The sequence below is a fragment of the Pedobacter sp. 22226 genome (assembly GCF_052045455.1).
GTDB classification, from domain to species: Bacteria; Bacteroidota; Bacteroidia; order Sphingobacteriales; family Sphingobacteriaceae; genus Pedobacter; species Pedobacter jeongneungensis.
On record NZ_JBQEPB010000001.1, the window covers coordinates 449283 to 473808 of the forward strand.

General features: G+C 41.5%; 17 protein-coding genes and 1 pseudogene. 11 read left to right on the forward strand and 7 right to left on the reverse strand.

What is annotated here, in order from left to right:
• Nucleotides 1-275 precede the first annotated feature (275 nt).
• From ACTJKC_RS01920 to ACTJKC_RS01930, 3 genes are all read right to left on the reverse strand, one after another.
• Complete coding sequence (locus tag ACTJKC_RS01920) at nt 276-1433, reverse strand: DUF3800 domain-containing protein (RefSeq protein WP_440789767.1); 1158 nt, start codon at nt 1431-1433, stop codon at nt 276-278.
• Nucleotides 1434-2808: 1375 nt separating this feature from the next.
• Complete coding sequence (locus ACTJKC_RS01925; protein ID WP_440789769.1) at nt 2809-3942, reverse strand: sensor histidine kinase; 1134 nt, start codon at nt 3940-3942, stop codon at nt 2809-2811.
• Nucleotides 3943-4118: 176 nt separating this feature from the next.
• Nucleotides 4119-4859 (reverse strand): LytR/AlgR family response regulator transcription factor, encoded by a 741-nt coding sequence (locus ACTJKC_RS01930; RefSeq protein WP_440789771.1) that lies wholly within the window; start codon nt 4857-4859, stop codon nt 4119-4121.
• A 476-nt stretch (nt 4860-5335) separates the two neighbouring features.
• Between ACTJKC_RS01930 and ACTJKC_RS01935 the strand changes: the two genes are divergently transcribed.
• The 5 genes from ACTJKC_RS01935 (at nt 5336) to ACTJKC_RS01955 (ending at nt 11188) form a co-directional block, all read left to right on the forward strand.
• The gene (locus ACTJKC_RS01935) at nt 5336-6535 is read left to right on the forward strand and encodes a TlpA family protein disulfide reductase (protein ID WP_440789773.1); all 1200 of its coding nucleotides are present in this window, start codon (nt 5336-5338) and stop codon (nt 6533-6535) included.
• 79 nt (nt 6536-6614) lie between these two features.
• Nucleotides 6615-7817, forward strand: a complete 1203-nt coding sequence (locus ACTJKC_RS01940; protein WP_440789775.1) for a TlpA family protein disulfide reductase — start codon at nt 6615-6617, stop codon at nt 7815-7817.
• 478 nt (nt 7818-8295) lie between these two features.
• Nucleotides 8296-9918 carry a vitamin K epoxide reductase family protein gene (locus ACTJKC_RS01945; protein WP_440789777.1) on the forward strand — a complete coding sequence of 541 codons (1623 nt, stop codon included), beginning with the start codon at nt 8296-8298 and terminating at the stop codon, nt 9916-9918.
• Nucleotides 9919-9988: 70 nt separating this feature from the next.
• A complete protein-coding gene (locus ACTJKC_RS01950) occupies nt 9989-10372 on the forward strand; it encodes a hypothetical protein (RefSeq protein WP_440789779.1) in 384 nt (127 codons plus the stop codon).
• 192 nt (nt 10373-10564) lie between these two features.
• The gene (locus tag ACTJKC_RS01955; protein ID WP_440789781.1) at nt 10565-11188 is read left to right on the forward strand and encodes a hypothetical protein; all 624 of its coding nucleotides are present in this window, start codon (nt 10565-10567) and stop codon (nt 11186-11188) included.
• A 130-nt stretch (nt 11189-11318) separates the two neighbouring features.
• Here the strand turns inward: ACTJKC_RS01955 and ACTJKC_RS01960 are convergent, their stop codons facing one another.
• Nucleotides 11319-12485, reverse strand: coding sequence for a carboxypeptidase-like regulatory domain-containing protein (locus tag ACTJKC_RS01960; RefSeq protein ID WP_440789783.1), 1167 nt, complete (start codon nt 12483-12485; stop codon nt 11319-11321).
• 80 nt (nt 12486-12565) lie between these two features.
• On the reverse strand, nt 12566-13315 hold the full coding sequence (locus ACTJKC_RS01965; protein ID WP_440789785.1) for a glycosyltransferase: 750 nt from the start codon (nt 13313-13315) through the stop codon (nt 12566-12568).
• A 101-nt stretch (nt 13316-13416) separates the two neighbouring features.
• On the opposite strand from ACTJKC_RS01965, the gene ACTJKC_RS01970 reads away from it, so the two are divergent.
• The gene (locus tag ACTJKC_RS01970) at nt 13417-14763 is read left to right on the forward strand and encodes a hypothetical protein (protein WP_440789787.1); all 1347 of its coding nucleotides are present in this window, start codon (nt 13417-13419) and stop codon (nt 14761-14763) included.
• Nucleotides 14764-14853: 90 nt separating this feature from the next.
• Complete coding sequence (locus ACTJKC_RS01975) at nt 14854-15678, forward strand: alpha-1,2-fucosyltransferase (protein ID WP_440789789.1); 825 nt, start codon at nt 14854-14856, stop codon at nt 15676-15678.
• A 259-nt stretch (nt 15679-15937) separates the two neighbouring features.
• On the opposite strand, the gene ACTJKC_RS01980 is transcribed toward ACTJKC_RS01975, so the two are convergent.
• Nucleotides 15938-17371 (reverse strand): DNA/RNA non-specific endonuclease, encoded by a 1434-nt coding sequence (locus tag ACTJKC_RS01980; RefSeq protein ID WP_440789791.1) that lies wholly within the window; start codon nt 17369-17371, stop codon nt 15938-15940.
• Nucleotides 17372-17821: 450 nt separating this feature from the next.
• Here ACTJKC_RS01980 and ACTJKC_RS01985 point away from each other — a divergent pair, with 450 nt between their 5' ends.
• From ACTJKC_RS01985 to ACTJKC_RS01995, 3 genes and pseudogenes are all read left to right on the forward strand, one after another.
• Nucleotides 17822-19351, forward strand: coding sequence for a DEAD/DEAH box helicase (locus ACTJKC_RS01985; RefSeq protein WP_440789793.1), 1530 nt, complete (start codon nt 17822-17824; stop codon nt 19349-19351).
• 118 nt (nt 19352-19469) lie between these two features.
• Nucleotides 19470-19898: a hypothetical protein gene (locus ACTJKC_RS01990; protein WP_440789795.1), complete on the forward strand. Its 429-nt coding sequence runs from the start codon at nt 19470-19472 to the stop codon at nt 19896-19898.
• A 232-nt stretch (nt 19899-20130) separates the two neighbouring features.
• A pseudogene (locus ACTJKC_RS01995) lies at nt 20131-21669 on the forward strand (IS1182 family transposase); the annotation flags it as partial.
• Between the two features lie 168 nt (nt 21670-21837).
• Here ACTJKC_RS01995 and ACTJKC_RS02000 read toward each other — a convergent pair.
• Nucleotides 21838-22278 (reverse strand): Hsp20/alpha crystallin family protein, encoded by a 441-nt coding sequence (locus ACTJKC_RS02000; protein WP_440789797.1) that lies wholly within the window; start codon nt 22276-22278, stop codon nt 21838-21840.
• A 319-nt stretch (nt 22279-22597) separates the two neighbouring features.
• Between ACTJKC_RS02000 and ACTJKC_RS02005 the strand changes: the two genes are divergently transcribed.
• A complete protein-coding gene (locus ACTJKC_RS02005) occupies nt 22598-22810 on the forward strand; it encodes a DUF6965 family protein (protein ID WP_440789798.1) in 213 nt (70 codons plus the stop codon).
• Nucleotides 22811-24526 lie beyond the last annotated feature (1716 nt).

Consider the following 24526-nt stretch of genomic DNA (forward strand, 5'->3'; position numbering starts at 1 on the left):
TAAGTTCGGAATAAGTTAATAAATATTCCGGCTGTAACGCATCTTTGCCAATCTTAAAATAAGTTCTCAGGGAAAAGGTGATTAGTTATTGTCTTTTCACATCATTCAGATTTCAAATCCTTTTCAACAGTAAACATTTTTAACCCATTAGGATAGGTGCCCTAATCTCAAATAATGAGGGGATCAAGCCAATCATTAAACTTAAAATAATTGCGACAGTTCCAAGGACCATAAACTTAAGATCTGATTATCAAAATAGGATTAAATACCATTGACTATTTAGAGGAAACATCTTTTTGAGGATCAAAAATGGCTTTTAATTCAGTGAAATTATCCAAAATGTCGAGCCCGTTGACGGTGCCTAATTTAATAGCTTCCCTAGCCATTTTGATTCTATTGAGCATAGGAAGTAATATCTGATTACCGTGTTCAATAAAATTCGTGAGGTCTTCTGCATTTGAAGGGATTTTGTATCCAGATTTGCTGGAGGCGATAACAATTCCTTTGTCCCGAAGGCTACCTACTACCTTTGATCGGAAACTTACAACTGATAATTTTTCATTTCTACTTTGGTTCAGATGGTTAAGGACTTCGTTTGTTGATATATAGCGGCTGCTGATATTCGATCTTTGGTAAAGTAGCAGTAATTTAAGGAAATTTATTTGGTCGATCTTTTGTTGATCATCGCCGGTCACCTTATCTAAAAAATCTTGAATCCTTAGGAAACATATTTTAGCGATCATTTCATCGAAATTCTTGTCTATATTATATTCGGAAATATCTGCAAACGAATACTCAGGTGGAAAAAACTTTATACCCGTTAAAATAGGATGAATCACTTCTTCGAAAACTGGGCTGTGGTCAGACTTCTTATTTTCATCGTATATATAACCTAGCGTACCAGCCATAAAATCTGCCAACTGGATATAGACATTGTTTTTACTGTTGTGGATATTCAGTTCCAGGCTTGAAAATAAATCCGGAACTTTTATCTTGTGTACATATTTTTTAAATTCCAAAAGAAAGTCATTCCCTCCATGCTCATCAACATATAGGTCCAAATCCGGAAATGTTTTAAATAACTCTTTGTAAAGTAATCCGTTGAGGTATTTGTAGAATGATTTTTTATATTTGAACCCTTCACCACTTAACTTCCGCTTATCAACAACCAAGGCAAAAACGGAGATATCGAGCTTGGAAATATCTTTGAGTATGCTAAGCCGTCTCCCGTGATTTCCCGCCACCTTACTAGACTTAATTTCACCAGTCTGAAAATGATGGACTTTTCGGATTTTATGTATCTCCGATTGCAGTTTATCCAGATTTTCATTTTTTGTGATGACAGTTGCGACAATAAAATGAGAGCCCTGCGAATCAAAGTCAAAGGAATTATTGCCAAACTCGTCTGCAAAGGCGGTTATTTTTGGTTTCATTGGAGTGCGTAATTTTTACTAATATATCACATGGCCGTAAAGCAACCAAATTTTTAATCTTTTCTATATGCTGGATGTTTATCAGGCTGATTTCCCTCCACACATTTGCGGCCTATCAGCTCCGCCCGAAAAATGATTTTTTGCTTCTACCCGTGAGAGAATGTTGTGGGTTACTGTGGGATTATACTGCAAGTGGTAAGGATAGTGCAAGTTGTTGCTGTGTTCCCACCACACTTTTGCGCCTTAACGGCTCAGCCCGAAAGGTGCTTTTTTTGCTTCTAACCGTGAGGGAATGTTGCGGGATACCGCAGCACTGTACTGCAAGTGGTATGGATAGTGCAATTTGCTGCTGTTTTCCCACCACACTTTTGCGCCTTAACGGCTCCGCCCGAAAGGTGTTTTTTTTGCTTCTAACCGTCAGAGAATGTTTTGGGATGCCGCAGGACTGTGCTGCAAATGGTATGGATAGTGCAATTTGCCACTGCCACTAAACCTTTTGGAACTATCCCCGAATACTTAAATTTCAGTATCAACTTTTTTCATTTACCGACATTTGTCGGAAAATCCCTCATTTCTTCCTTGCAGATTTGTGTTGTAGATCAATTTGATCCATCTAACCAAATCTTGAACCAATGAAAAACATACTCTTAATGTTAGGGGAAGAAAACGGGTCGATCATTTGCAGATTTTCATTTAGATATTCTTTTTAAAAAGACTTTTTTTTCTTTTTGGGCGTGCCCCTAAAGGGTCGCGTCTTCCGCTGTATCTTTTGTTCCAAAAGGATGCCGCTGCAACCGCTCACGCGCTATTGATAAACGCCATGGCAAAATCTCATTTTTTTGCTGGGTGTTATTAAGTGATTTCCCACCACAATTTACGCCTTAACGGCTACGCCCGAAAGGTGATTTGCTTCTACCCGTGATTGGATGTTGTGGGTCGACGAAGGATTGTGCTACAAGTGGAAGGGTAGTGCCATTTGTGCTTTTTTTCCACCATACATTTGCGACCTATCGGCACCTCTCAAAAAATGATTTTTTTGCTTTTACCCATTGGAGAATGCCCCAGAAGTGTGTTTCAGGTCGAAAAAATATCGATAACAAGCTGGTAGTGACCACTTCCCACTTGAATCCGCTCAAAAGCTGTTTAAACAGTTCACAAGATGAAGCGTAAATTCTAAAGTAGGTTGGAATCAAATAACTAAAGGCTGAAGCTAGCAGGGTATTTGAAGTTATGGATTGTTCGATAGCATATCAGGCTGTTGCCTTGCCGGTCTACAACCAAGCTTATTTGATAAAGTTGTTAGAGGTAAAAACTCATCTTAAAATCCAATATATTAAGTAGTTATTTTAGCGGTCAGTCATTTTTGTTCCGGCATTTACAATCTAATTATCACCAACACTCTGAAATAGTCGCCCTGTTTGCCATAATTAATGTCAGAGCTTTCACCATAAGTATGGGACAGCCGTTTTTCTATGTTTACAAGTCCCGTGTGGAATCCAGTGTCATTCAGTCCGGTATTGATCAGGTTTACTGTTTCTATTTCCAGTTTATTACCCTGCAAAGCCAGTCTTATCTTACCGGGATCTTCTTCTACGCTTAGGTTGCCGTGCTTGACCATGTTTTCGGTGAGGCTGAGCACGACCAGTGGAATGATTGCCGTTTCCTCCACCTGCCCGTCGTAACTGAAATCTACAAACAGACTGGGCTGCTTGATCCGGCTGAGCTGTAAGAGGTGCTCAACCTGCCTGATCTCGGCCTCCAGGGGCATTAGCTCGGGTCCCTTTTCACATTCGAGTGCATAACGCATCAGTTTGGTCAGGTACCTGACCGCTTCTGCCGAACGCGGCTCTGTCCTATGGGTGCTATTATAGATATAGGTAAGGGTATTGAAGAGAAAGTGCGGGTTGATCTGTGATTTCAGGTTCGCATTCCTGGCCTCGGCAAGTTCAAGCAGCGTCTGTTTTTCACTGATTGTTTTCGCCGCTGCATCCTTTTCGAGTTCTGCTGTCCGCCCGGACTGCCTGATGTATTCGCTGAAGAAATAGTAGGCGGTGGAGAATAGCATGAAATATATTGCCCTCCATACAGTTGCAAAAACAAATTTCCAATTACTCATAAGGCCTGCCAGTGATATCGCCTTTGCCGGTGTAGGGCTCAGGTGGCTGGCCAGGTTATTCAGCAGTACATAAACAATGATCTCAGCCAATACCAGTGGAAAAAGCAGAAAGCGATAATGTCCGGCTATAAATAGCAGTCTGCGCAGCATTGACCAATGGAAATAGAAAAGCCCGATGTTGATCGCATAATGGGTTACATAAGCGGAAAGGGGCAGCGACGATTTTACCGTCAGGGCGACCACAAGATTTTCGTAAACTATAAATATCAGCCAGCCAAGGATATGCCAGCGGTTGGTTTTAATCCAGTTTTTCATTTTGTTCCTTAAGTTAAAAATCCATTTTACCACGGGCCGGAGCCGCTTGGCGTAAGTTGGTCTTTTTGCCTTTTTCATCGGGCTAGTTTTCCCCCATGAAAAGAATTAACGACATAAAATCCAGCAGGAAAACGGTGTTCGTTTTCCGCAGGCAGCAAAGCCCAGATGCCGTTCCCGGCACCAGTGATCCGACCACAACGACGATAACCATTATTACAACCGTCACCACCCAATCGGACGTGGCAACGGGTAGCCTAAAGCCTTTTTGAGATCAAGATATCCTTTGATACCTCATCCATAAAGGCCTGTTTGTATTGCGGGGTCATGAGCACTTCGTATTTGCCAAGATCGATTGTATGCCCGTTGATCTCCTGTACAAACCGGGTGTTGATGATATAGGATTTGTGCACCCTGTAGAAATAACGGTCACTGCTCAAAAGCTCCTCCATTTCTTTTATGGTCATGTAAACCGAATAGTCATTTTCCGGAGTGTAGATGTGTACATGGTTATTGGAACCCTGTAGATAGATGATATCCTTTTTCAATACCTTGATCAGTTTACCGCGTTCTCCGTTGGTGCGCAGGAAGAATGCCTTCCGGTTTCCCCTTACCAGTATCTGGCTGTCATAATATTCACTGATGACCTGGTTTACCACTTCAGCGAAATCGCCAATGTTGAATGGCTTTAACAAATAATGTTTCGCGCGCACTTTGAATGCAGCGATCGCATGTTCGGCATGTGAGGTAGTGAAAATGATCTTATGGGGGCTGTGCTTCAGGTTGTCGGCCAGCCTGAGGCCAGTCATGGATGGCATATCGATATCCATAAAGATCAGCTGCCTGTCTGATTCTCCGCTGATCTCGCTCAGTGCCTCGACAGGGTTGGTAAATGTCCTGTGTACTTTCAGCCTGGGCATTTCAGAGGCGAAGTCTTCCAGGATATTGATCGCGGTAAGTTCATCATCTATAAAGATGCACGAAATAGGGTTTTTCATGAGGGTATGTTTTGGTTAGATAACAGCAATTTAGTAATAATATTCCAAATGGGAATAATGGAATCGGTAATGGATGTGGCAGATGTCCGGCATTCATACAATTTGAGGATATCTTTTTTTTTCTTTGGTGCCTGCGTGCGAGTGGGGCGATACGCTATATCTTTTGTTCCGGAACGAAGTCGCCGCTGGCCCTGACAGGGCAAGACTGTAGTACACTAGATATTTTTACTTAAAATTAAGTATATTGTGATTTAATTCATCAGGTTCAAAAGAATTTACTGAACTTGTATGTCTTGATCAATACATATGATGTCCCTATGGTTTATTTAAGAAAAAATACGGCCCTTAGGTGTTCTTTTTGGGAATTGTGGGTTTGTGATTCATTTGATTGCGGGATATTGCGGAATTTCCGGGGTCCAGGGCTGGCTGTTTAGGGGGTAGCTACCGATTCTTTATTATTGTAATTTCAGATACTTATGTTCAGGACAATATTTCTTTTTGCTTTAATTGCTTTTCATTCAATTGATGTTTGGAGTCAACCAAGGGTTGGTGATCAGGCACCCCACATTGAAATTACCTCATGGATTAAAAATGTCCCGGAGATAAAAGATTTAAAGAACAAGTTTATTGTGATCGATTTTTGGGCTACCTGGTGTGCTCCCTGCCTGGAAACTGTTCCCCATTTCAATAATTTAGTCGCCAAAAACATCTCGAATAAAAACCTCCTGTTTTTAGCAATGACTGACGAGAATGAGGAAAAGGTAAACTGGTTGTTAAAAAGAGTTCAATTTTCATCCGCAGTGGTCAGTGATATTACGAGACTAACACTTGATAACTTTAAGGTGAAGTTTATACCCTTGTGCGTAATGATAGATAATAACGGTATTATTCGATGGGTGGGTAACCCGGGTGAGCTAAGTAACGAAATGATCCAGGCAGTCATGCAGGAAAAATCACTTCCATTATCCCCTGAGAAAAAAGCGTTATTGATAACAAAGGAAGTGGATGAAATGTATGCTGCACTTGTCGCAAAATATTCAACATATATCAATGATAAGGATCTCAAAGAGTACTTCAGTATGACCCTATCCATGTTCAGTCACAACCGTTCATCTTTTTTAAGCCGGAATAATGCATATAACGAAATGATTATCAGCGAGAGTCTTCCGTATCGTATGGCCACTCTTTTGGGGATTTCAGAAAGCCAAGTCGTTTTACCGGCAAATCTATCCAAATCCTATATCTCATATTGCTATAAAAGCGAAAAAAAGACATCGGTAAAGCAGGTCTCCAACATCATTTTTGATGAATTGAACCTGAAGCCCGTGGTCGCGGATAGTTTAGTGGAGGTTTTTCAGCTGGAAATTGCAGATAAAGAACTGTTTCGCAGGTTTATACCATCTGATGTTTCACCTGCTCAGGTAGGACATACCTCGTGGTCGAAAAGTTATGCCGGGATTGACAAGGAAAGTTTTAGTAAGCTGGTACAACTGATTGAAGATAAATTTCAAAGACCTGTTTTCCTAAATCCGGCTAAGCTCTTTGAAAGCAAAATATCATTGACTGTAAAAGTCGACAATGAGGAAAACCTCGTTGAATCATTAGCGTCTTACGGGATAAAAGCAATGGTGGTCAAAAAGAAAATGCCTGTGTACCATTTTAAGGAAAAAAACTAAACCTAGCCATCTATTAATTGTATTTGGCATTGGGTATAATTCCTAAATCTAAATTAAATCAAAATCATAGCTGTTAATTATGTTCAAGAGATATTTTTTAGTAGCCATAAGCATTCTACTTGGGCATTTTAATGCCTTCGCACAGCTTAAAATTGGACAGGATGCTCCCGAGATAGTCATCACAGACTGGCTCAAGAACGTGCCAAAATCCAAAGGATTTTCGGGGAAATTTATCATTATCGACTTTTGGGCAACATGGTGTGCCCCATGTCTTGAAACCGTTCCCCATTTTAATCAAATAGTAAAGGAGAACAGATCAAACTCTGATCTAATATTCTTGTCACTAACCGAAGAAAAAGTATCAAAAGTGATCCCTATGTTAAAACGGATCCCTTTTAGCTCAATTGTTGTTACCGATACAAGCCGGCAGACCTATGATAACTTCATGGCAAATGCGATCCCTTTTTGTGTCGTTATCGATAACAGAAACAAAATCCGGTGGTTCGGTCATTCAGGATCGATAAACAGCAAAATCATCAGCAGTATTTTGGGTGGAAAACCGGTTGATAGTGAAGAGAAGGCAGAAACATCTATTTCTACCGATACCGATAAATTATACGATAACCTCTATGATAGGTATGCGGGGTATTTTGATGATGAGCACGTAAAAGAATATTTTAGCATGGGCCCGGTAACATCAAAACCCCTTGGTTCTGTCAGGTCGAGGGGAGGGGTAGGGAAATTTCCCTACAAGGAGATGGTCATAGGGTATAGGCTTGTTCCAAGAATTTCTACACTTTTAGATATTGGTACCGAGCAGATAGTGATCCCTAAAGCACTGCAGGAAGCATGCATTTCATATTGTTACAAGAGCGAACTTAAAAATAACAAAAAAAATATCCTTGATACAATCCTTTACCAGCTCAATTTAAAATATGCGATCAGGGACAGTCTTTTGGATGTAATATCGCTGGAGATCGAAAATCGTAATTTATTAGTGAAATTTGCTTCCGATTCGCTGGCCCACATGTCACGATCCTCCTCCTCAGATAGTTATGCAGCGATCGAACACCATGACTTTTCTGAACTGACCAGGCTGATCCAGGAAAAGGTTAAAAAGGTGGTAATTGTACAGCCCGATCCTGTTTTTACCAAAAAGTTTTCCCTTACCGTCAAATTTGACAACCTGCAGGCCCTAGCCAAATCGCTCAGGTATTACGGTATAAAACTTACCATTGTTAAACTTAACACACCGGTTTACCGGTTTGAAGAAATAGAATAAAATGATAGTATTCACAAAATTGGATGATCTGGTTATATAACCTGATGGCTGGTTAGTTTTAGGGATCGTTTCTCCGTTGGATCAAGCCTGATAGATTAATATTGAATGAAAAATAGAAAAAGAAAAATAATTTGGTAATTGATATAGTTTTTATTTAAATTTACTAAAGCCTTAGTTATTTCGCTGGGATCTGGCCTGAAACATATTTATCTGTTCGATCATATGCGTCGGGAAAGAGATGCTTAGATCCAAGGTATTGAATAATAGTTTTGAGGAATTCAAAACGAAACGTGAAACATCCGTTTTTTGAAAAATTTTTCTGCGCAGTCGTCGTTTTGGAATTCTGCGATATTCTTTTGTTGTTACTACTCGGGGTGGTAACAAATAATAAATTCAATGTCTGTTTTTTAACAGTTTTTACCTGTAACATAATTTAATGACTGAATACCTATAATTTACAATCTGAATTTAAAAACAAATGCTCAATCTACTCTCACCACCATCCAGGATTGCCGAAACCGCACTTCAGTTTGTAAGCGCGCTAAAGGTAAAGATTTCGCACACCACCATACAGCAAGAAATTGAAGAACATCCATTTTATCCGAGTCTGTTAAGCATAAGTGAGGTTTTAAGCAGTTTTGGAATAAAAAACGTCACCGGGAGATTTTCCCCCAGTAAAATCCTCAACATCCCTCCGCCTTTCCTGGTCCAGTTAAAGGGGAAAAATGATGACAATCAGTTTTTTTCCGTGATAAAAAAAATAACAGATAAACAGGTCTACCATTACGATAGCAGGGTAGGAAGATGGGGGTATGATGATAAAACTTCGTTTATAAAACAGTTTACTGGTGTGGTGCTTATGGCGGAAGCGGGAGAGGCAGCGGGAGAAAAAAAATATGATCTACAGGTGCAGCTGGAAAGAAGGACACGATATCTTCAGGTTTTTTCGATATTTATCCTACCGCTGATATTCCTGGCCCAAAGTGTCTTAGGCTTTATAAACCACGGCCTTGCAGCCATTATACCGTTTATTACAGGAACATTGTTACTGGCAGGATCAGCAATAGCCACACTGCTGATCTGGCATGATGTAGACAGATATAGTCCCGCAGTCCAGGCTGTCTGCGGAATCAGTAAAAAACTAAACTGTAATGCCGTTCTTGATTCAAAAGGGGCCGGCTTGTTCGGGATTAAGTGGAGCACAATTGGTTTTTCCTATTTTGTTGGGGGACTTTTATATATCATGGTAAAAGGATATGATCATGCTGCCGCCTTGAGTACCCTTTGGCAAATGAATCTGCTGGGAACATTATATGTTTTCTATTCTCTTTATTATCAGTGGAAAATAGCAAAAAACTGGTGTATGTTGTGTCTGTCGGTGCAAGTTATCCTTGTTGGGGTCAGTCTAACCGGTTTTTTTGGGGGGCTGGGAAATGCTTTTGTGTTTGCGCCCACTGAAATATTAAAACTGGTAACCTTATGGATAATCCCTTTTATTTCAGCCACGGGCTTATCGGCCGTTTTACTTAAGGCTAAAGAGTTTAGAGAAGGAAAGCTGGCATTTCAAAGGCTTAAACGGAATCCGGAACACGTAAAAAAAGAACTTTTTCATCAGCCTCGGGTGCTAACAGACCCGGAGGGTCTGGGCATTGTGCTGGGAGATCCCAATGCAGCGAATAAAATCATTAAGGTATGTAATCCCTATTGTAAACCCTGTTCGTTAGTTCATGATGCACTTAAAGACCTGTTAAATACCAGTTCCAATCTATCCATCAGGATTATTTTTACCTCGGGTATTAACTCAGACGATAAAAGATATTATCCGGTAAGGCACTTTCTTGCCCTTTACGAAAGTGGAAAATTCAGCATCGATGATGTTTTAGGTGATTGGCATCACTCCGCGGATAAAAACTATGAAGCTTTTGCAGCCCGCTACCCTTTAGGTGAAGATATCCTCCTTAGCCAGAATGCAAAAATAGCTGCAATGCAGGCCTGGTGTGCAAAGATGGACATCGCATTCACACCAACCTTTTTTATAAATGGTTTCCAACTTCCTGCAACATACGGGATCGAGGATCTAAAGTATTGCTTTTTGGACTAAGATTGTCTGGTAAATACCAGGCCTGCTGTGTCGTCCGGTTAGGATTATTCCCTGAACTAAATGTAAACATATGAAAAAGATCGAATTAACAGCCCAAGAATTTGGAAGCGAAGAAATCCTAGGTAAAAATGATTTAAAATCCATCTTTGGGGACACCCCCTCAAATCCATTCTCATGTAGCGCAACAGCCCCATGCCCGAGCGGGGAACCTGTAAGCTGCAGTTGTACCGAGGCAGCGAGTACCTGTGACGCCACAGGCAATTCTGTTACTTGTAAATGCGGTAAAAAGGAAGCGAAAACAGATACCTGCGCAAGTTCTGGAAGTGGTTCTGGTAGTGGAAGCGGGTCCGGAAGTGGAAGTGGTTCTGGTAGTGGAAGTGGCTCTGGTAGTGGAAGTGGCTCTGGTAGTGGAAGTGGCTCTGGTAGCGGGTCGGGAAAGGGCAGTGGTTCTTAAATTCCTAAAATTAGCTGTCCGTCAGTTGTAAAAAGGTAGATAAGAGACTTGAAAACTATGTTCCTGCTATCCTTGATTTTCAACCGGAACAATCACCTTTTCGGGTAACATTGTTACTTATTGCGTAGCTTTTAACAATCCATCGAATGGAAACACTTAAACTATTAATCCACAATAATTAAATTCTAAATTATGAAAACTTTATCATTGCAAGCCGAAGATCTTGGTGCAGAAGAAATTCTTTCAAAAGATCAGCTAAAAAAAACGCTGTTGGCCGACGGACCCGAAATACCTGAGGGTTGTTCAGCGAGTGTTACCTGTAAAAGCGGAGAAAGTGTTAACTGCAGCTGTACAGCTATGGCAGGATCCTGCTCCAGTACAGCCAACTCAGTTAGCTGCAATTGTGCTAACGGAACGGGAGCAACCTTTACCTGTTCAGCTGGTTCTGGTAGTGGAAGCGGGTCCGGTAGTGGATCTGGGAAAGGTTCAGGCAGTGGTTCGGGCGGAAGTGGCACTGGATCGGGCTCTGGGTCGGGTTCTGGTGGTGGCTCAGGAAGTGGTACCCGTTATTCTGTACAGAGCCGCAACAATGGACATGTAGGAAATGTAGATATTTCGGTAGATAATGTCGTTTATAGTAGTCCAGTGGGCATAAATGCATTTTTTCCGGTTAGTCTCGCTCCTGGCTATCATAGCTTTCATTTCCCGTGTGCAGTAGTGGGTTCACAAGTCAGTTACCAAATAAATGGAGTGCAGCAAATATGCGGGTCCTTTACCCGAAATGTTACAGAAAACATACAGATTGACATCACATAAATAAAGAAATTGAGCTTGACCCTTTATTAATCCATAATTTAGGGTTAAGCTCTTTCTATTCACCTGTATTTTTCTGCATATGATCTTTTATGCTCTGGAGATTTCTTATAAACGGATAATAATCACAAGGTCACCTATTTCCAATCGGGGTTTTATATTCGAATGGTAACTGGTCGCCCAGGCGTTTTTCGGACCAAAATCCCCTGATCAGAAAAGTTTTGTAACCGGTAAAAACACTTCCGCTTTCATCAATAAGCGCCTCTTTTAAATATAGTAATAGCTGTGAGCTTTTTCCGTTAGGATCAACGGCTGGGAACCCGACCTCGCCGGGCATCTTATTCTCTAGTACTTTCAAATCTATTTCAGTTTGGCTGGGTAGCTGCTTCATTATCCTGATCGCCTTTTTGGGATTGTAGCTAATGTTTAGTGCGTTAAACTTGTATGATACAAAAGAGCTATCTACCCTGGTAACAAATTTTTCCAGTTTTACAGGGGTGGGGATCATGTACGCCCTTTGGTCAAATATATTGCTGCTCTTGACCATCTGGTTTGCAAGGAAACCCTCTTCCAAAAGGTTATTACTGTAAACCGATCTTAAAAAATGCATTAATGAACCTTGATAAGCCTTCAGCCTGTTCTCTTCCCAATATTTTCTTTGTTCGGCAGTACCGGCCATTTCCTCAAAACTGCTCTCCCCGTCATAAGAAGTGATACTTTTTTTCATGTCATATTCAAATGAGCGCAAGAGATATTTTATCCGGTAACCCAGGGTGTTGTTTTCGATGATAATCAGCTCATCAGCTTCGCCTTTCAATGCCAGATTATATGCATCTATCTGCTTGCCTGCAAAAGAGATGACTTCCGGATTTACAATAAAACATTTGTTCCTATCCGCCGATTTTCCCAAAAACTGCTCCTGGAATATATTCAGATAGCGCTCGCGGTTTTGGTCCGAGGTGATGTTAACTTCGCCTAAGTTAATTGATTTTACCTGTAGCTTGATCAGTACCTTTACCGATTTGTCGTGTAGGGAAAGGGCCAGGGAAGGACTGTTGTACCCGAGCATTTTTGTAGATACCAGATAGTTCCCGGCTTGCATTTCTGCAAACATAAAGTGACCCTGGGTATCTGTTGCTGTAATTCTTTGCGCTCCGCTGATAAAAACAGTTGCACCCTGAACGGGCCTACCATTCTCATCGGTGACCGATCCCGATATATTATAGAGCTCCTGAGCACTGAGGCCGGAGCAAAAAAGAACATCAACAAAAAAAAAGAGTACAAATAACAAGTTCTTCATAACATACTTTTTTTACTTTTTCAACTGCAGAAGTTTTGTGAATATCATCGCGGATCAATATGCATTAGCGGAAATTAAAATCAGATCTGAACGTTCATTGGATGCGATAAATTTTCAGGTTGAAGGTATTTTGCTTTCAACTGTTCAAATATGGTGTCAGGATGGTATGTGATATCCTTATTAATATTATTTATCCTCCATAGGTTGTTCCACATATGGATGCCTATGGCATTCTCGGGAATTATCCTTCGTTCGGTAGTAAGGCTTTGCATTTCGGTCCAGTCGACTGGGCAGAAGGTTTCGACGGGTTGTATGAACGGTTTACTTTCAAACTGCCTGAGCACCGAGGCAATCAACTTTGGTCCGAAAGTTCCCCATTCAATATCTTTATGGTCCGGGAAAGATTCTATATAGTCCAAAATCATTTTTAAAAATTCAGCTTTTTTTGGTGATTTGATTACACAACAAGTGATGTCGGTCTGATGGTTGCTGCTAAAATTTTCCGTGGCGAAACAGTATTCGTCCCCGATAATAAATGGTTTCAGGCACACCATGTCCATATCGACCCACCATCCTCCTTTTTCGTAAAGCAACTTATACCTGAACCAATCGGAGAATGCAGCAATTCCACCTGAACTATCAAAAAAAATATTTTTTTTATCCAGTATAAGGTTTGCATCGAGCAGATTTACGCCTTTTGGAATATTGGAGATTTCCTCGTAGGCATATATATCAACATTATGGCCATTTTTCAAAAAGGATGAAATCGAGAGTAACTCCATCGTTGAAAGTGAAGTTCCATACCAGAAACTCTGTATATTATCATTCATGAGCAAATTTAGTTTTACTCAAGATACCACATTTTCATTTTTAACCGGCTTTTTCCCGCAATTTTTTTTAATTTTATTACCATATCTTAAACGCCTCATATATGTTCTTCAACCCAGTCCCTCAGCTTAAACCTATACCCGCATATGTTATAAACCTGGTCCGCAGGCCCGACCGGCGCAAAAATGTCCTTAATCAGTTTTTTGGGAGGTCTGAATTTAAAGTCACAGTAGTGGATGCTGTGGAAGATCCGTTTGGTGCCTTGGGGCTATGGAAAACACTTTGCATGATCATCAATGAGGTGGCTGGCGAGAATCCCGATTATATCCTGGTCTGCGAGGACGACCATAAATTTACAAATAACTATTCCGAGAGAAAACTCAGGAAAAGCATTGATGCCGCCCAGGCACTAGGAGCGGACGTTTTACTTGGTGGAGTGAGCTGGGCAGGCGACTCAGTTAAGCTTACCGACTCTTTATTTTGGATAAAAAGCTTTTCCGGGCTTCAGTTTACCATTATATTCAAAAAATTCTTTAAACAAATACTGGAAGCTGATCTGGAAGGGTATGATGCCGCTGATTATAAAATGTGCGACCTGAGCAGGAATATCCTGCTATCATTCCCCTTTTTTTCCACACAACGTTCTTATCCTTATTCTGATGTTACCCCGCTAAATAATCAAAAAGGAAGGGTAAAACAATTGTTTGACCACTCGGCCAAAAGGCTTAAAAAGCTAACAACGGTATCAGATTTTTATAGAAAACTCAGGCGGGTACCCCTGGAAGCTTACAATGTTGATATCCATCAAACCATGATCCCTACTTATGTCATTAACCTGAAAACAAGGGAGGATAGAAAAAAGCATATTGAAGATCAATTTAGCGGAAAAAATGAATTCCAGATCACCTATGTTGAAGGGGTTGTCCACCACATCGGGCATGTTGGTCTTTGGGAGAGTATCAGGAAAACAGTAGCCCTGGCCATGGAGAAAAATGAAGACCTGATCATAATATGTGAAGATGACCATGAGTTCCTCAGCCATTACAATAAAGGATTTCTCATCGAGAATATCATTAAAGCCCATTCCCTTGGAGCCGAAGTCCTGCTGGGCGGTATTGCAAAAATAGAAACTGCGGTGAGAGTGGATAAGGACCTGTTTTGGGTCGATGAATTTTATTGCACCCAGTTTACCGTTGTCTATAAGCGGTTTTTCCAGCAGATTTTGGATGCCAGTTACGACGAATCCGTTACCGCGGACGGAAAATTATCGGCTATTGCCATCAATAAATTTGTTCTGTTTCCATTCGTCTCCATCCAGAGAGATTTTGGCTATTCTGATATTACCGCCAGGGACAGCGAAGAAATCCGCCAGCCTTCCTCTTTTTATGATACACTCGGCCGGATGGAACTGCTGGCCGATAGACAGGAAAAACTAAAAATAGCAAATTGAAATCCTGGTTAAAAACTTTAAACTTTGGGTAATGAAAATAGCGGAAGACCGGCGCGCCACGGATATTGCCAAATTTAAAATACGTAAACGATGATAGTTTCGAGATTGAACGGGGGGCTGGGGAACCAGATGTTTCAATACGCTTTTGGAAGGGCATTATCCCTGAAATATAATTTGCCTTTGTACATGGATAAAAGCCTTTTTAACGGTTCGGAAAGAAATTATGGCCTAGATATTTTTCCTATAGAGATAAAATTTGCGGAAGAAATCCGATACGGTGATGCTGAAAAAAAACGCATTTTCCAACTGCAGGAAAGCCAGTCTGCTTATGACGGCACGGCAATGGAAAGTATAAACTCCCACGAGCAAACCGGCACTATTTTTATCGTTTCAGGTTATTGGCAGTCGTATAAGTACTTCGAGCAGATAGCTACCCTGATACGGAAAGATTTTACTATAGAAATGCCACTGAGAGAAGATGAATGGGAATTAAAGAAAAGGATACAAAACTCACAATCCGTAATGGTTCATGTGCGAAGGGGTGATTACTTATTCCCCGGCAACTTAGATAAACACGGAACCGTTGACCTGGACTATATTTACAGAGGGATGGAATTTTATAAAAATAATTTAAAAAAACCTGTTTTTTATATTTTCAGCGATGACATCGAATGGTGCAGGATGAACATTCGATGTGAGGATGAAATTATCTTTACCGATGGAGATATTGATGATGGCAGGACCTCGTTTTATTTGATGGGGCAATGTAAGTATTTTATCATTTCCAACAGCACATTTTCGTGGTGGGCCGCATGGCTTGGCGATTTCAAACAGAAATATGTAGTAAGCCCGCACTTTTGGTATAAAAATGTTCCTGCCAGCACGCTGGATATCATCCCCCCTGAATGGACTTGATACTTTAATAGGTGTTTTTTGCGGCACATCATATCCGTTAAATCAATCTTTCATTTCCGGTAATCTGCCATTCTTCCGGCTGTTGGATGACGGATCGGCCGGTGTTCAGGCCCATCATGCAATAGTTTGTTCATGGGCGCTACAAAATAGGAGCAAAGTGGCTCTATGACCTCGCCGAAATAACGACAGCCGTACCATTTTAGGGATACGGCTGTTATTTTATTGAATGCGCTTATGCCGGATGTCTATTCTGGTTAAGTTAGTTACCGGGATCTTTAACTTTCTCCACCACATCCTGGATACTCTGTGGCAGATTGGAAAGCAGGTTATAGCCAGTTGCGCTTTCAACATCCCTCACCGTTACGATATAATCTTTCCAGTTGGCACCTATGGTATTCACATTCGGGGTATTGACTGCAATTACCCTTGTTGAAGCTGTTACGCGGCTTAAATCATTATCGCCTGTTTTCAACAGTACGGCCACTTTCCATACATTGGACGGAACGGTTACTTTCCCGTTGTTGATGGTATTGGTTACCGATGCGCTTGCCGAACCGATTCCACCGGTGCCGTAGCTACCCATAATCACGTAAACCTCATAACCGTTTAATGCCTGCGCACGGAGGTAACTTTCGAACGATTCCCAGGTTTTCTGGTTATTGTTCGGTGCCTGGGGAATCATGTTGGTCATCAGGAATGTGGCCGAGTTGGCGTTGGCTGAACTGGTACGGTCGCCACTCGGGCAATTATGGCCCCTGTCAAAACCGGAACCTGAATAGCTGTTGCTTTGTACTTGGTACCAATTGGCCGGAAGCCCCGTAAAAGAAGCGAAATCATCTTTTCTGGTTACTGACCCATTAAAGTTGTTAGGATCTAAATGCCAGCTTACCCAGTTCGGTATCCCGCGCGTCATGCTATAGCTCTCTACATAGTATTTCTGGTCAATGAGGTAGTTTTCTGCTGACACAATGCTGGCCTGTGCGCCTGAAGGATTGCCAAATAGCAGGTTGGAATTGTCGCCGCCCGCCGGTGGTGCGTCCGCACCGGCTTCAGGGGTACCTCTTCCGGGTGCAGCGGTTCCGGTATTGCCGTTTTCTCCCGGATCGGTATCCGGGGGACCTACGGTTATACCCGGATCACCCGTACCTTTAAAAATGATATCATCGATATTGATCCTGGTGGTGCCTGCTTTTTTAATCTGGAAGCGGATTTTTCCGGTAGTGCTTACCTTGAATGAATCTGTTACCAGGACGGTACTGGTCTCGTTGATATCCGTACCAAGCTGGGCATAGGTCTTTCCACCATCTGTTGAAGCCAATAGCTGCCAGGTTGAATTGGCATCCGTGCCGTATTTGGCATGTGATACGTAAACCACTCTGGTTCCCGCAATATCAAAATTCATGGAAAGGTACCCTGTTCTCAGCCTTACGGACTTTGCACCATTCTTCGCATCCGCGGCAAGGTTGCCCAAAAGGGCGTCGCTTAAGGTCCATTTGCCGGTCAATAGCTGTACACTGTCCAATGCATAAGCCGCTTTGGTTCCGGATTCAAAGGTTTCGGTAATGGCGTAAGCGGTTGGCGCTTTTGGCGGGGTTTCAGGGGTTTCCCCTTCAACTGCTGTTTTTTTCGAACAGGAAAACAGGGACAGGACTCCGATAATTGCCGGATAGATAAGGATGTTTTTTACTTTCATTGTTTTTTAAATGTCTAACGAGTGGCGCTAATCAGATCATTTTAAAATGAGGGGCGAAGGTATCAATAAAAAATAGCTGTAATGTTAAGTTAATATTAACAAGAGATGTAAACCAATTCTAGTATTATAACTCAAAAACAACAAGTAAATAAGGGCGATTCACCAAAATTGGGGAACAACCATGAAGAAAATTTAGAGTTTAATATTACCTGCTGAGTACGAAAATATTAACATTTACCGTTAAAAAAAATGTTTTCCTACCCCTTAAATTACTGAAAAAACATGGAATCAAAAGTGTGAGGAGAGTTGCGCAGGACCGCTTCAGACCTGTTTCCTCCCATATTAGAAGAATTTATCGTCTGAACGTCTAGAACTATCGCTTAGGCAAAAGATTTGCATAATAGGAGGTTTGTTATAAAACTTTCAGACAGTTTCCCTGGTTTTCACACTATGCAGATTTTATCCCCCACAGCTGCGCATGGGTCAGCAAAAAAATTATATCCCTATCAGCAGTACGCGATAGAAACCCTGTTTGAAAAAATGCAGACCGGCACTGATCAGCTGCGTTTGCTCTTCCAGTTGCCTACAGGCGGCGGTAAGACGGTTATCTTTTCTGAAATTGCCGATCGCTTTATCAAAAAATATAAAAAAAAGGTTATTGTGCTTACCCACCGGCAGGAGTTATGCAAGCAGACTTCATTGGCCATGAAGAATGCCGGCGTTTTTAATAAAGTTTTAGACAGCAAAGTTAAACGGATAGCCAAAAAGGATTATTACCACTGTTATGTGGCTATGGTGGAAACCCTTAACCACAGGATCGATGATGGTCTGATCGATACTGAAGGGGTAGGCCTGGTAATTGTCGATGAGGCCCATCATAATTCCTTCCATAAGTTGCTTGGAAAATTTCCCCTTGCCAGGATAATCGGGGTCACCGCCACACCTTTCTCGGCAGATGCAGCGTTGCCGATGAAAAGCTTTTACAACGAGCTGGTGCTTGGGGAGCAGGTTAGTTCTCTGATCGGGCAGGGTTTTTTGGCAAAGCCTAAGAGTTTTGCCTACGAGGTAGAGCTTAATACGCTGAACCGGGGCATACATGGTGATTATACGGTGAGCAGTTCTGATGAGCTATATTCATCCAAGGTAATGCTTGATCTTCTGCTACATGCCTACAGGGAACATTCCCTTGGAAAAAAGACATTGATTTTCAATAATGGCATATTTACTTCCCGAAAGGTTCTGGAAGTTTTTCAGCAGGCTGGTTATCCCATACGCCACCTGGATAACCAGACAGAAAATCTGGAAAGGGTTGAGACACTAAAATGGTTTAAAAAAACAAGGGGAGCAGTATTGACATCGGTATCTATATTGACTACCGGTTTTGACGAACCTTCTGTGCAGTCGGTTATCCTCAACCGTGCTACTACCTCAATCACGCTTTACCACCAAATGATTGGCAGGGGATCCAGGCGTTTGCCCGCAAAAAAGACTTTTAATATTATAGACCTGGGCAATAACGCAGAAAGGTTTGGAGAATGGGATGCACCGGTGGATTGGCAGCATGTATTCGAAAACCCCGAAATCTATCACCAGGCACTGGCGAAAGCCGGCGATGATATCCATCAGATGCCTGCCGAAATGCGCAACAGGTTTCCCAACAGCACGGGGATATCATTCGATGTGCTTGCGGCATATCAGACAGCAATGGAGAAAGGGGAAAAAACAAAGACTGTGCTCCGCGATTCCATCAGGCAACATGCCATGATGTGCACTGACAATGCTGACACTATGGGAAAGGCCCTTGAACTGGCAGGGGAACTCGATAACGAAATCGACTGGAGGATAAAACAGTACAGCAAATGCCGGGGTTCGGTTACCAAAAACTATATCAAGTGGCTGGGCGGGGACTACCGGAGCCGTTTGCAGGTCCTGATCAGAAAAATAATGTCGCGGAGGGGGGCAATGCGTGCGGCAGTTTGATTTATAGCAGGAATAATAAATGTAAAGATTTTATTGGATTAGGATCATTTAAAGTGATCTAAATAAAAGTTGTACCTTACATTGTCAAATAATTAACCGAATGAAGTGCTTTAACCTTATGAAAATTATTATTGGTTTTCTATTCCTGATCCTACCTGTTCTAACGTTTGCCCAGAGCGGCAAACTGTATAAGGGAACGATCAACCATAAAATAAAAATCACTTTCTATCTGGAAGGATTAAGCGAAGGAACAAATGCTGATCCCGTTACCGGTAGTTATCGGTATGATAAGGGAAAGGGTTACATTCTGCTTAACGGGCATAAAAATAACGTGGGTGATCTAAGTCTGGTTGAAATGTCGTCCGTGAATTTCACCGGGACATTTTTGGGCACATTGAAAAAAAATAAAATCACCGGAAGATGGATCAGTGCTAACCAAAAAGAAGATTATACCTTTGAATTAACTGAAGTTGTTGCAGCTCAGGCGCAGCTAAGTGGTTTCAGAAACGCGATAATAGATAAAGCATCAGAATTCAGAAGTTATTGACGCTTTCATCTCCTGCTTGGGAGGCTCTATTGTATCGATGGATTTAAGCTGTTGAACTGCAAAGTGAAAGTATATAATCATTGCGATCTAACCATTTTTTTTGTTACCGGTGATCACTCCGACAGATGTGTGTGCTGTGTAATAGCCATTTGAAGATTAAACAAAAGAGGGTGTCCAAAAAGGTAGGACACCCTTTTTTGTTTTCCCATTAATTCGTAAATTGATGTTGCTAATGAAAACAAGATCAAATTTACATTTTAAGGCCTTAACCTCCCAGCAGGTTGTGCTTTTTCCTTCAAATATTGGGGATCGGATTTCCTTAGATCACCCTGTTCGCATTGTTAACCAGGTTGTTGATTCACTCAATATCGATGATATTCTTTCGGGATATAAAGGTGGTGGCACCAGCAGTTTTCATCCAAGGATGCTCATCAAGGTTCTTTTTTATAGTTATTTCTGCAATATCTAATCTTGTCGTAAAATGGCCCGGGCGCTACAGGAGAATATTCATTTCATGTGGCTTTCAGGTAATAGTACCCCTGATTTCCGCACTATTAATGATTTTCGTGGTAAACGGCTTAAGGATAAGATCCAGCATCTTTTTGCAGAGCTGGTCCGTTTGATGGCTGATCTTGGCTATGTCAGCCTTGATATCCAATATGTTGACGGAACCAAACTGGAATCGGCCTCCAACCGTTACACCTTTGTATGGAAGGGCTCCACAGAGAAGAATAAGACAAAACTTGATGAGAAGATAACCAGGGTACTTGCTGATATAGACAGTTCTATAAAGCAGGATAAAGCTGAACTTTCCTCACCTGTAAAACAGAAGGCCCCTGTAAATTCAGCGGAACTCAAAAGCAGAATAGAGGAGCTGAACAATCGTTTGGCCGAACTGAATAAACCACAGAAAAAAGCGGTCAGGGAGCTTGAAAGAGAGGCACTCCCCCGGTTGAAGAAATACGAACAGCAACTGGAAACTTTAGGCACACGCAACAGCTACAGCAAGACCGATGCAGATGCCACTTTCATGCGGATGAAGGAAGACCACATGAAAAACGGTCAGCTCAAACCAGCCTATAATACCCAGATCAGTACCGAAAACCAGTTTATTACCAACTTTTCCATTCACCAGCGTGCGGGGGATACCGCTACCCTAGCCCTTCATCTCGAGCAGTTCAAAGCGTATTACGATAAACAATCCAAAAAAGTGGTTGCAGACTCAGGCTATGGAAGCGAGCAGAACTATAAGTGGATGGAGGATAATGGAATTGAGGCTTTTGTCAAATACAATTACTTCCATAAAGAACAAAAACGGGTCTTTAAAAAGAATATATATCATGCATCAAACCTGCCCTACGATGTGCCAGGGGATTTCTTTATTTGTCCGGCAGGCAAACATATGATCAACATAGGAGAATCCGAGCGTGTTTCAGAGTTGGGCTATAAATCTAAGGTAAGCTATTATAAAACCCACAGCTGCGAAGGCTGCCCACTTAGGGAAATGTGTTATAAAGGAGATGGAGACCGTAAAATTGAGGTCAATCATACCTTAAGGGCCTTTAAGGAAAAAGTAAGGCAAAAGCTGCTGAGTGAAGAAGGCAGCAGGCTTAGAAAAAACAGGGCAATAGAGCCAGAAGCAGTATTTGGTCAACTAAAAAGCAATAACCGGTTCAATCGGTTCAGGCTACGAACACTCCCTAAGGTAAATGTCGAGTTCGGATTGGCTGCAATAGCACATAACTTAAGAAAAATGGTTGCAAAAGCAGCATAAGAACCCTCTTAAATCAACCAAATCATCGCTATAAGACAATATCAACAGAACCTAATTAAACAACAAACTCGGTAAAGTATAAATTGAACAGCTATTCATAGAAACCTCAAAACTTCAACCATTGATGTAAAAAAAAGAGGGACCCTTTTTGGACACCCTCGGGAATTACTGTATTTCAATCTGTCTGGACACCACCCTGGCTTCTTCCTTTTTAGGAATATCCAGAATAAGTACACCGTCTGTGTAGCTGGCCCGGATGCTGTCCACATTTGCTGTCTCAGGGAGAGTAAATACGCGGGTAAATGAAGAATAACCATATTCCCTGCGGTTATAGTTTTTTTTCTCCATATTGTTCTCATCTTTCTGCTGCGAGGAAATCTTTAGCACATCCCGTTCTACAGAGATCCTGAAATCCTCTTTTTTCAGCCCGGGTGCGGCGAGCTCGATGTGGTAGGCGGTGTTCGATTCCGATATATTGGCCGCAGGGACACTGCTGATGCGGCGGTCATTGAAAAAAGTGTCGCCCAGTACCGATTCGAAGATATCATTAAAGCCTGGCAATAATGAACTGTTCTTTTTTTCCGGATTGAATTTAACTAATGTCATAGTTTTTTTCTCCTTTTAGTGTTTTAATAATAAATGGACTATAAATCAATTAATTTTCTGCTAATCTTGTATCCAAGGTTATACCCTGGAATATCAAGCGCTGTGCCAATTCAATTCTTTGATAACCTGAGTGGTGGATTTCTGAAATATTTTCATTTTCCCTGCAAAATTTTCAGTTTTGAAGCTGAAAAAAATTCAGTGGCATTGCAATACCAACCGCCTGTCGTTGTTCTACATCCCGCTAAGGGAGTTAGGTGGATAAATTCCGTGAAAAATCGCTTGAAGAAAGCTGACTCTAAATTAACTTTGCAGCATGACAATGCAGGAAGTAAATGAGCTGGAAGAGTGGTTTAAAAATGTGGAACTGCCAACGCCACCCGTGCTGCTGTTCCCCGGTACGGAAATCGCGGATGTAAATAAGTTTCTTGAGGTCCAGTTTATCTCACTGCGGGCCAACCCGGACAGTAAAACGAATGTACCCGTGCTTTACCGTTTGAAAGCCTTCAAACTACTGATTGAATCTAATCTGTAGGGAAATTGTCCGGCAATAAAAAGATATTGCACAGCAGTTTTTAAAAATTAACATTGGACGAAAACGTTTTCCATGATGTATACGTGCGGATGGCGTTTTGGTATTAGCTGCCATTTGGACAGTGGGTAAGGGGACATCGACTGTTGAAATGGTGAAAGTAGCTGTTGGACCGGTAATAATGACCTATTTATTTTTAACTATAGCACCGGCCTGCGATAGCTAACCATCCGTGGTTTGTATAGAGGATTCCATATCTATAAATATCTGCCCCAGATCCAAAAAAATGCTTAAAGATCCCCACCATCGGAGGGAAAAAAAACACCAGCACAGGTTACATCAGCATTTGGGTTAGTACTCGATTTTTTCCCTGGTCCAGATCATTTTTGATAAATTCCGTGCTTGACCAACGAACTACATATTGACTCCAGGTAAATCACGGCAATCGCCAGGATAAGTTATAAAGATGCAGGTCTATAACGCCAAACCATAGTGTTTTATTTCTCCCGAGCGGAACCTGGGCAATTTATTTGGCCTGCAGCCGGTAACGATTGCGTTTCTTTAAAAGGCAGGCCGCTGCAAGTGTAAGCAGGGCGGATATTAAATGTCCGTTGTCTGATTTACAATTGATAAAACTATAATGCTCTATAACAGGGGAGATTGTAACCGTGAAAAGAATCCGGATGGTATAGGGAACACCGGGGTTGGAAGCAGTCAGGCGCATCGTTGATGCATAGAATGACAGGCTGCTTAAATTATGCCCTAATCTTTACCTGATGTGTAAGCTGCTTGCTGTTAAAAATGAAGATTTCAATAGCATTAATCCAATTGCCCTATCCAGAACAGGTACTATTTTTATTGGACCCAACAATCTTTGTCATACCAAAACAACAGTTTCAGTACTATATTACATTTATATTGTTTGGCACATTTGTATCCTGAAGTTACACCGACTTCATAAGGCGGCTTTTGCAGGGATTTCAGACATGGATTGTCCCCTGTTATTGAATTGGGCAAATGTGATCAGCCCGTCGGAGGCCGTCCTGGAATCAATGATGTTATCTGATAGCATATTTTTTGTAATTTGGTTAGTTTGTTTGGTTAAGTTTCTCTGGAATCTACTGTAATGATTTGCAAATTAGTTATACCCAGATCCGGTGATATGGAGCTATCGACGGATGTTATGTATGGGGCGATGGGAGAGATGATCTGCCCGACGAAAAGGTTATTATGGAAATGGCTAAGCAGAATACTGTATCGGAAAAGCACCAGCTCACTAGGGCAAAATTACATTTTCAGTGGCTCCGCTCGGTTGGTATTTCGGCAAAAGTTGTTCTTCCCCACTTTTGATGTTTTTTTATGATAAATCTGATGGTGATTCGTTAAGAAATAATGAATCTTGCCAAACTGATTTTCTCACGAATTGATCCGTTTAAAGTAGCTTCAGCAAATAACCAGACCGATTTTGTTAATATCTAAGGAGTAATATCCGAACTTAGAGGAAGAATACCATAACGAAGAACTACAGGAACATAACCAGCTTAGGGAAAGTAAGCAGCAGAAACACAAACAACAACACAAAGACAAACATCTTAAACGAAAACATAACGGCATCAAATTGATCTCTCATAATCTGTGTTTATGCCAGCTCATTTTGCAGGCTATTGTTTAGAACAACAATCACCTCCAGGTAAGTAGCCAGTCATGCTTTGTAATGGC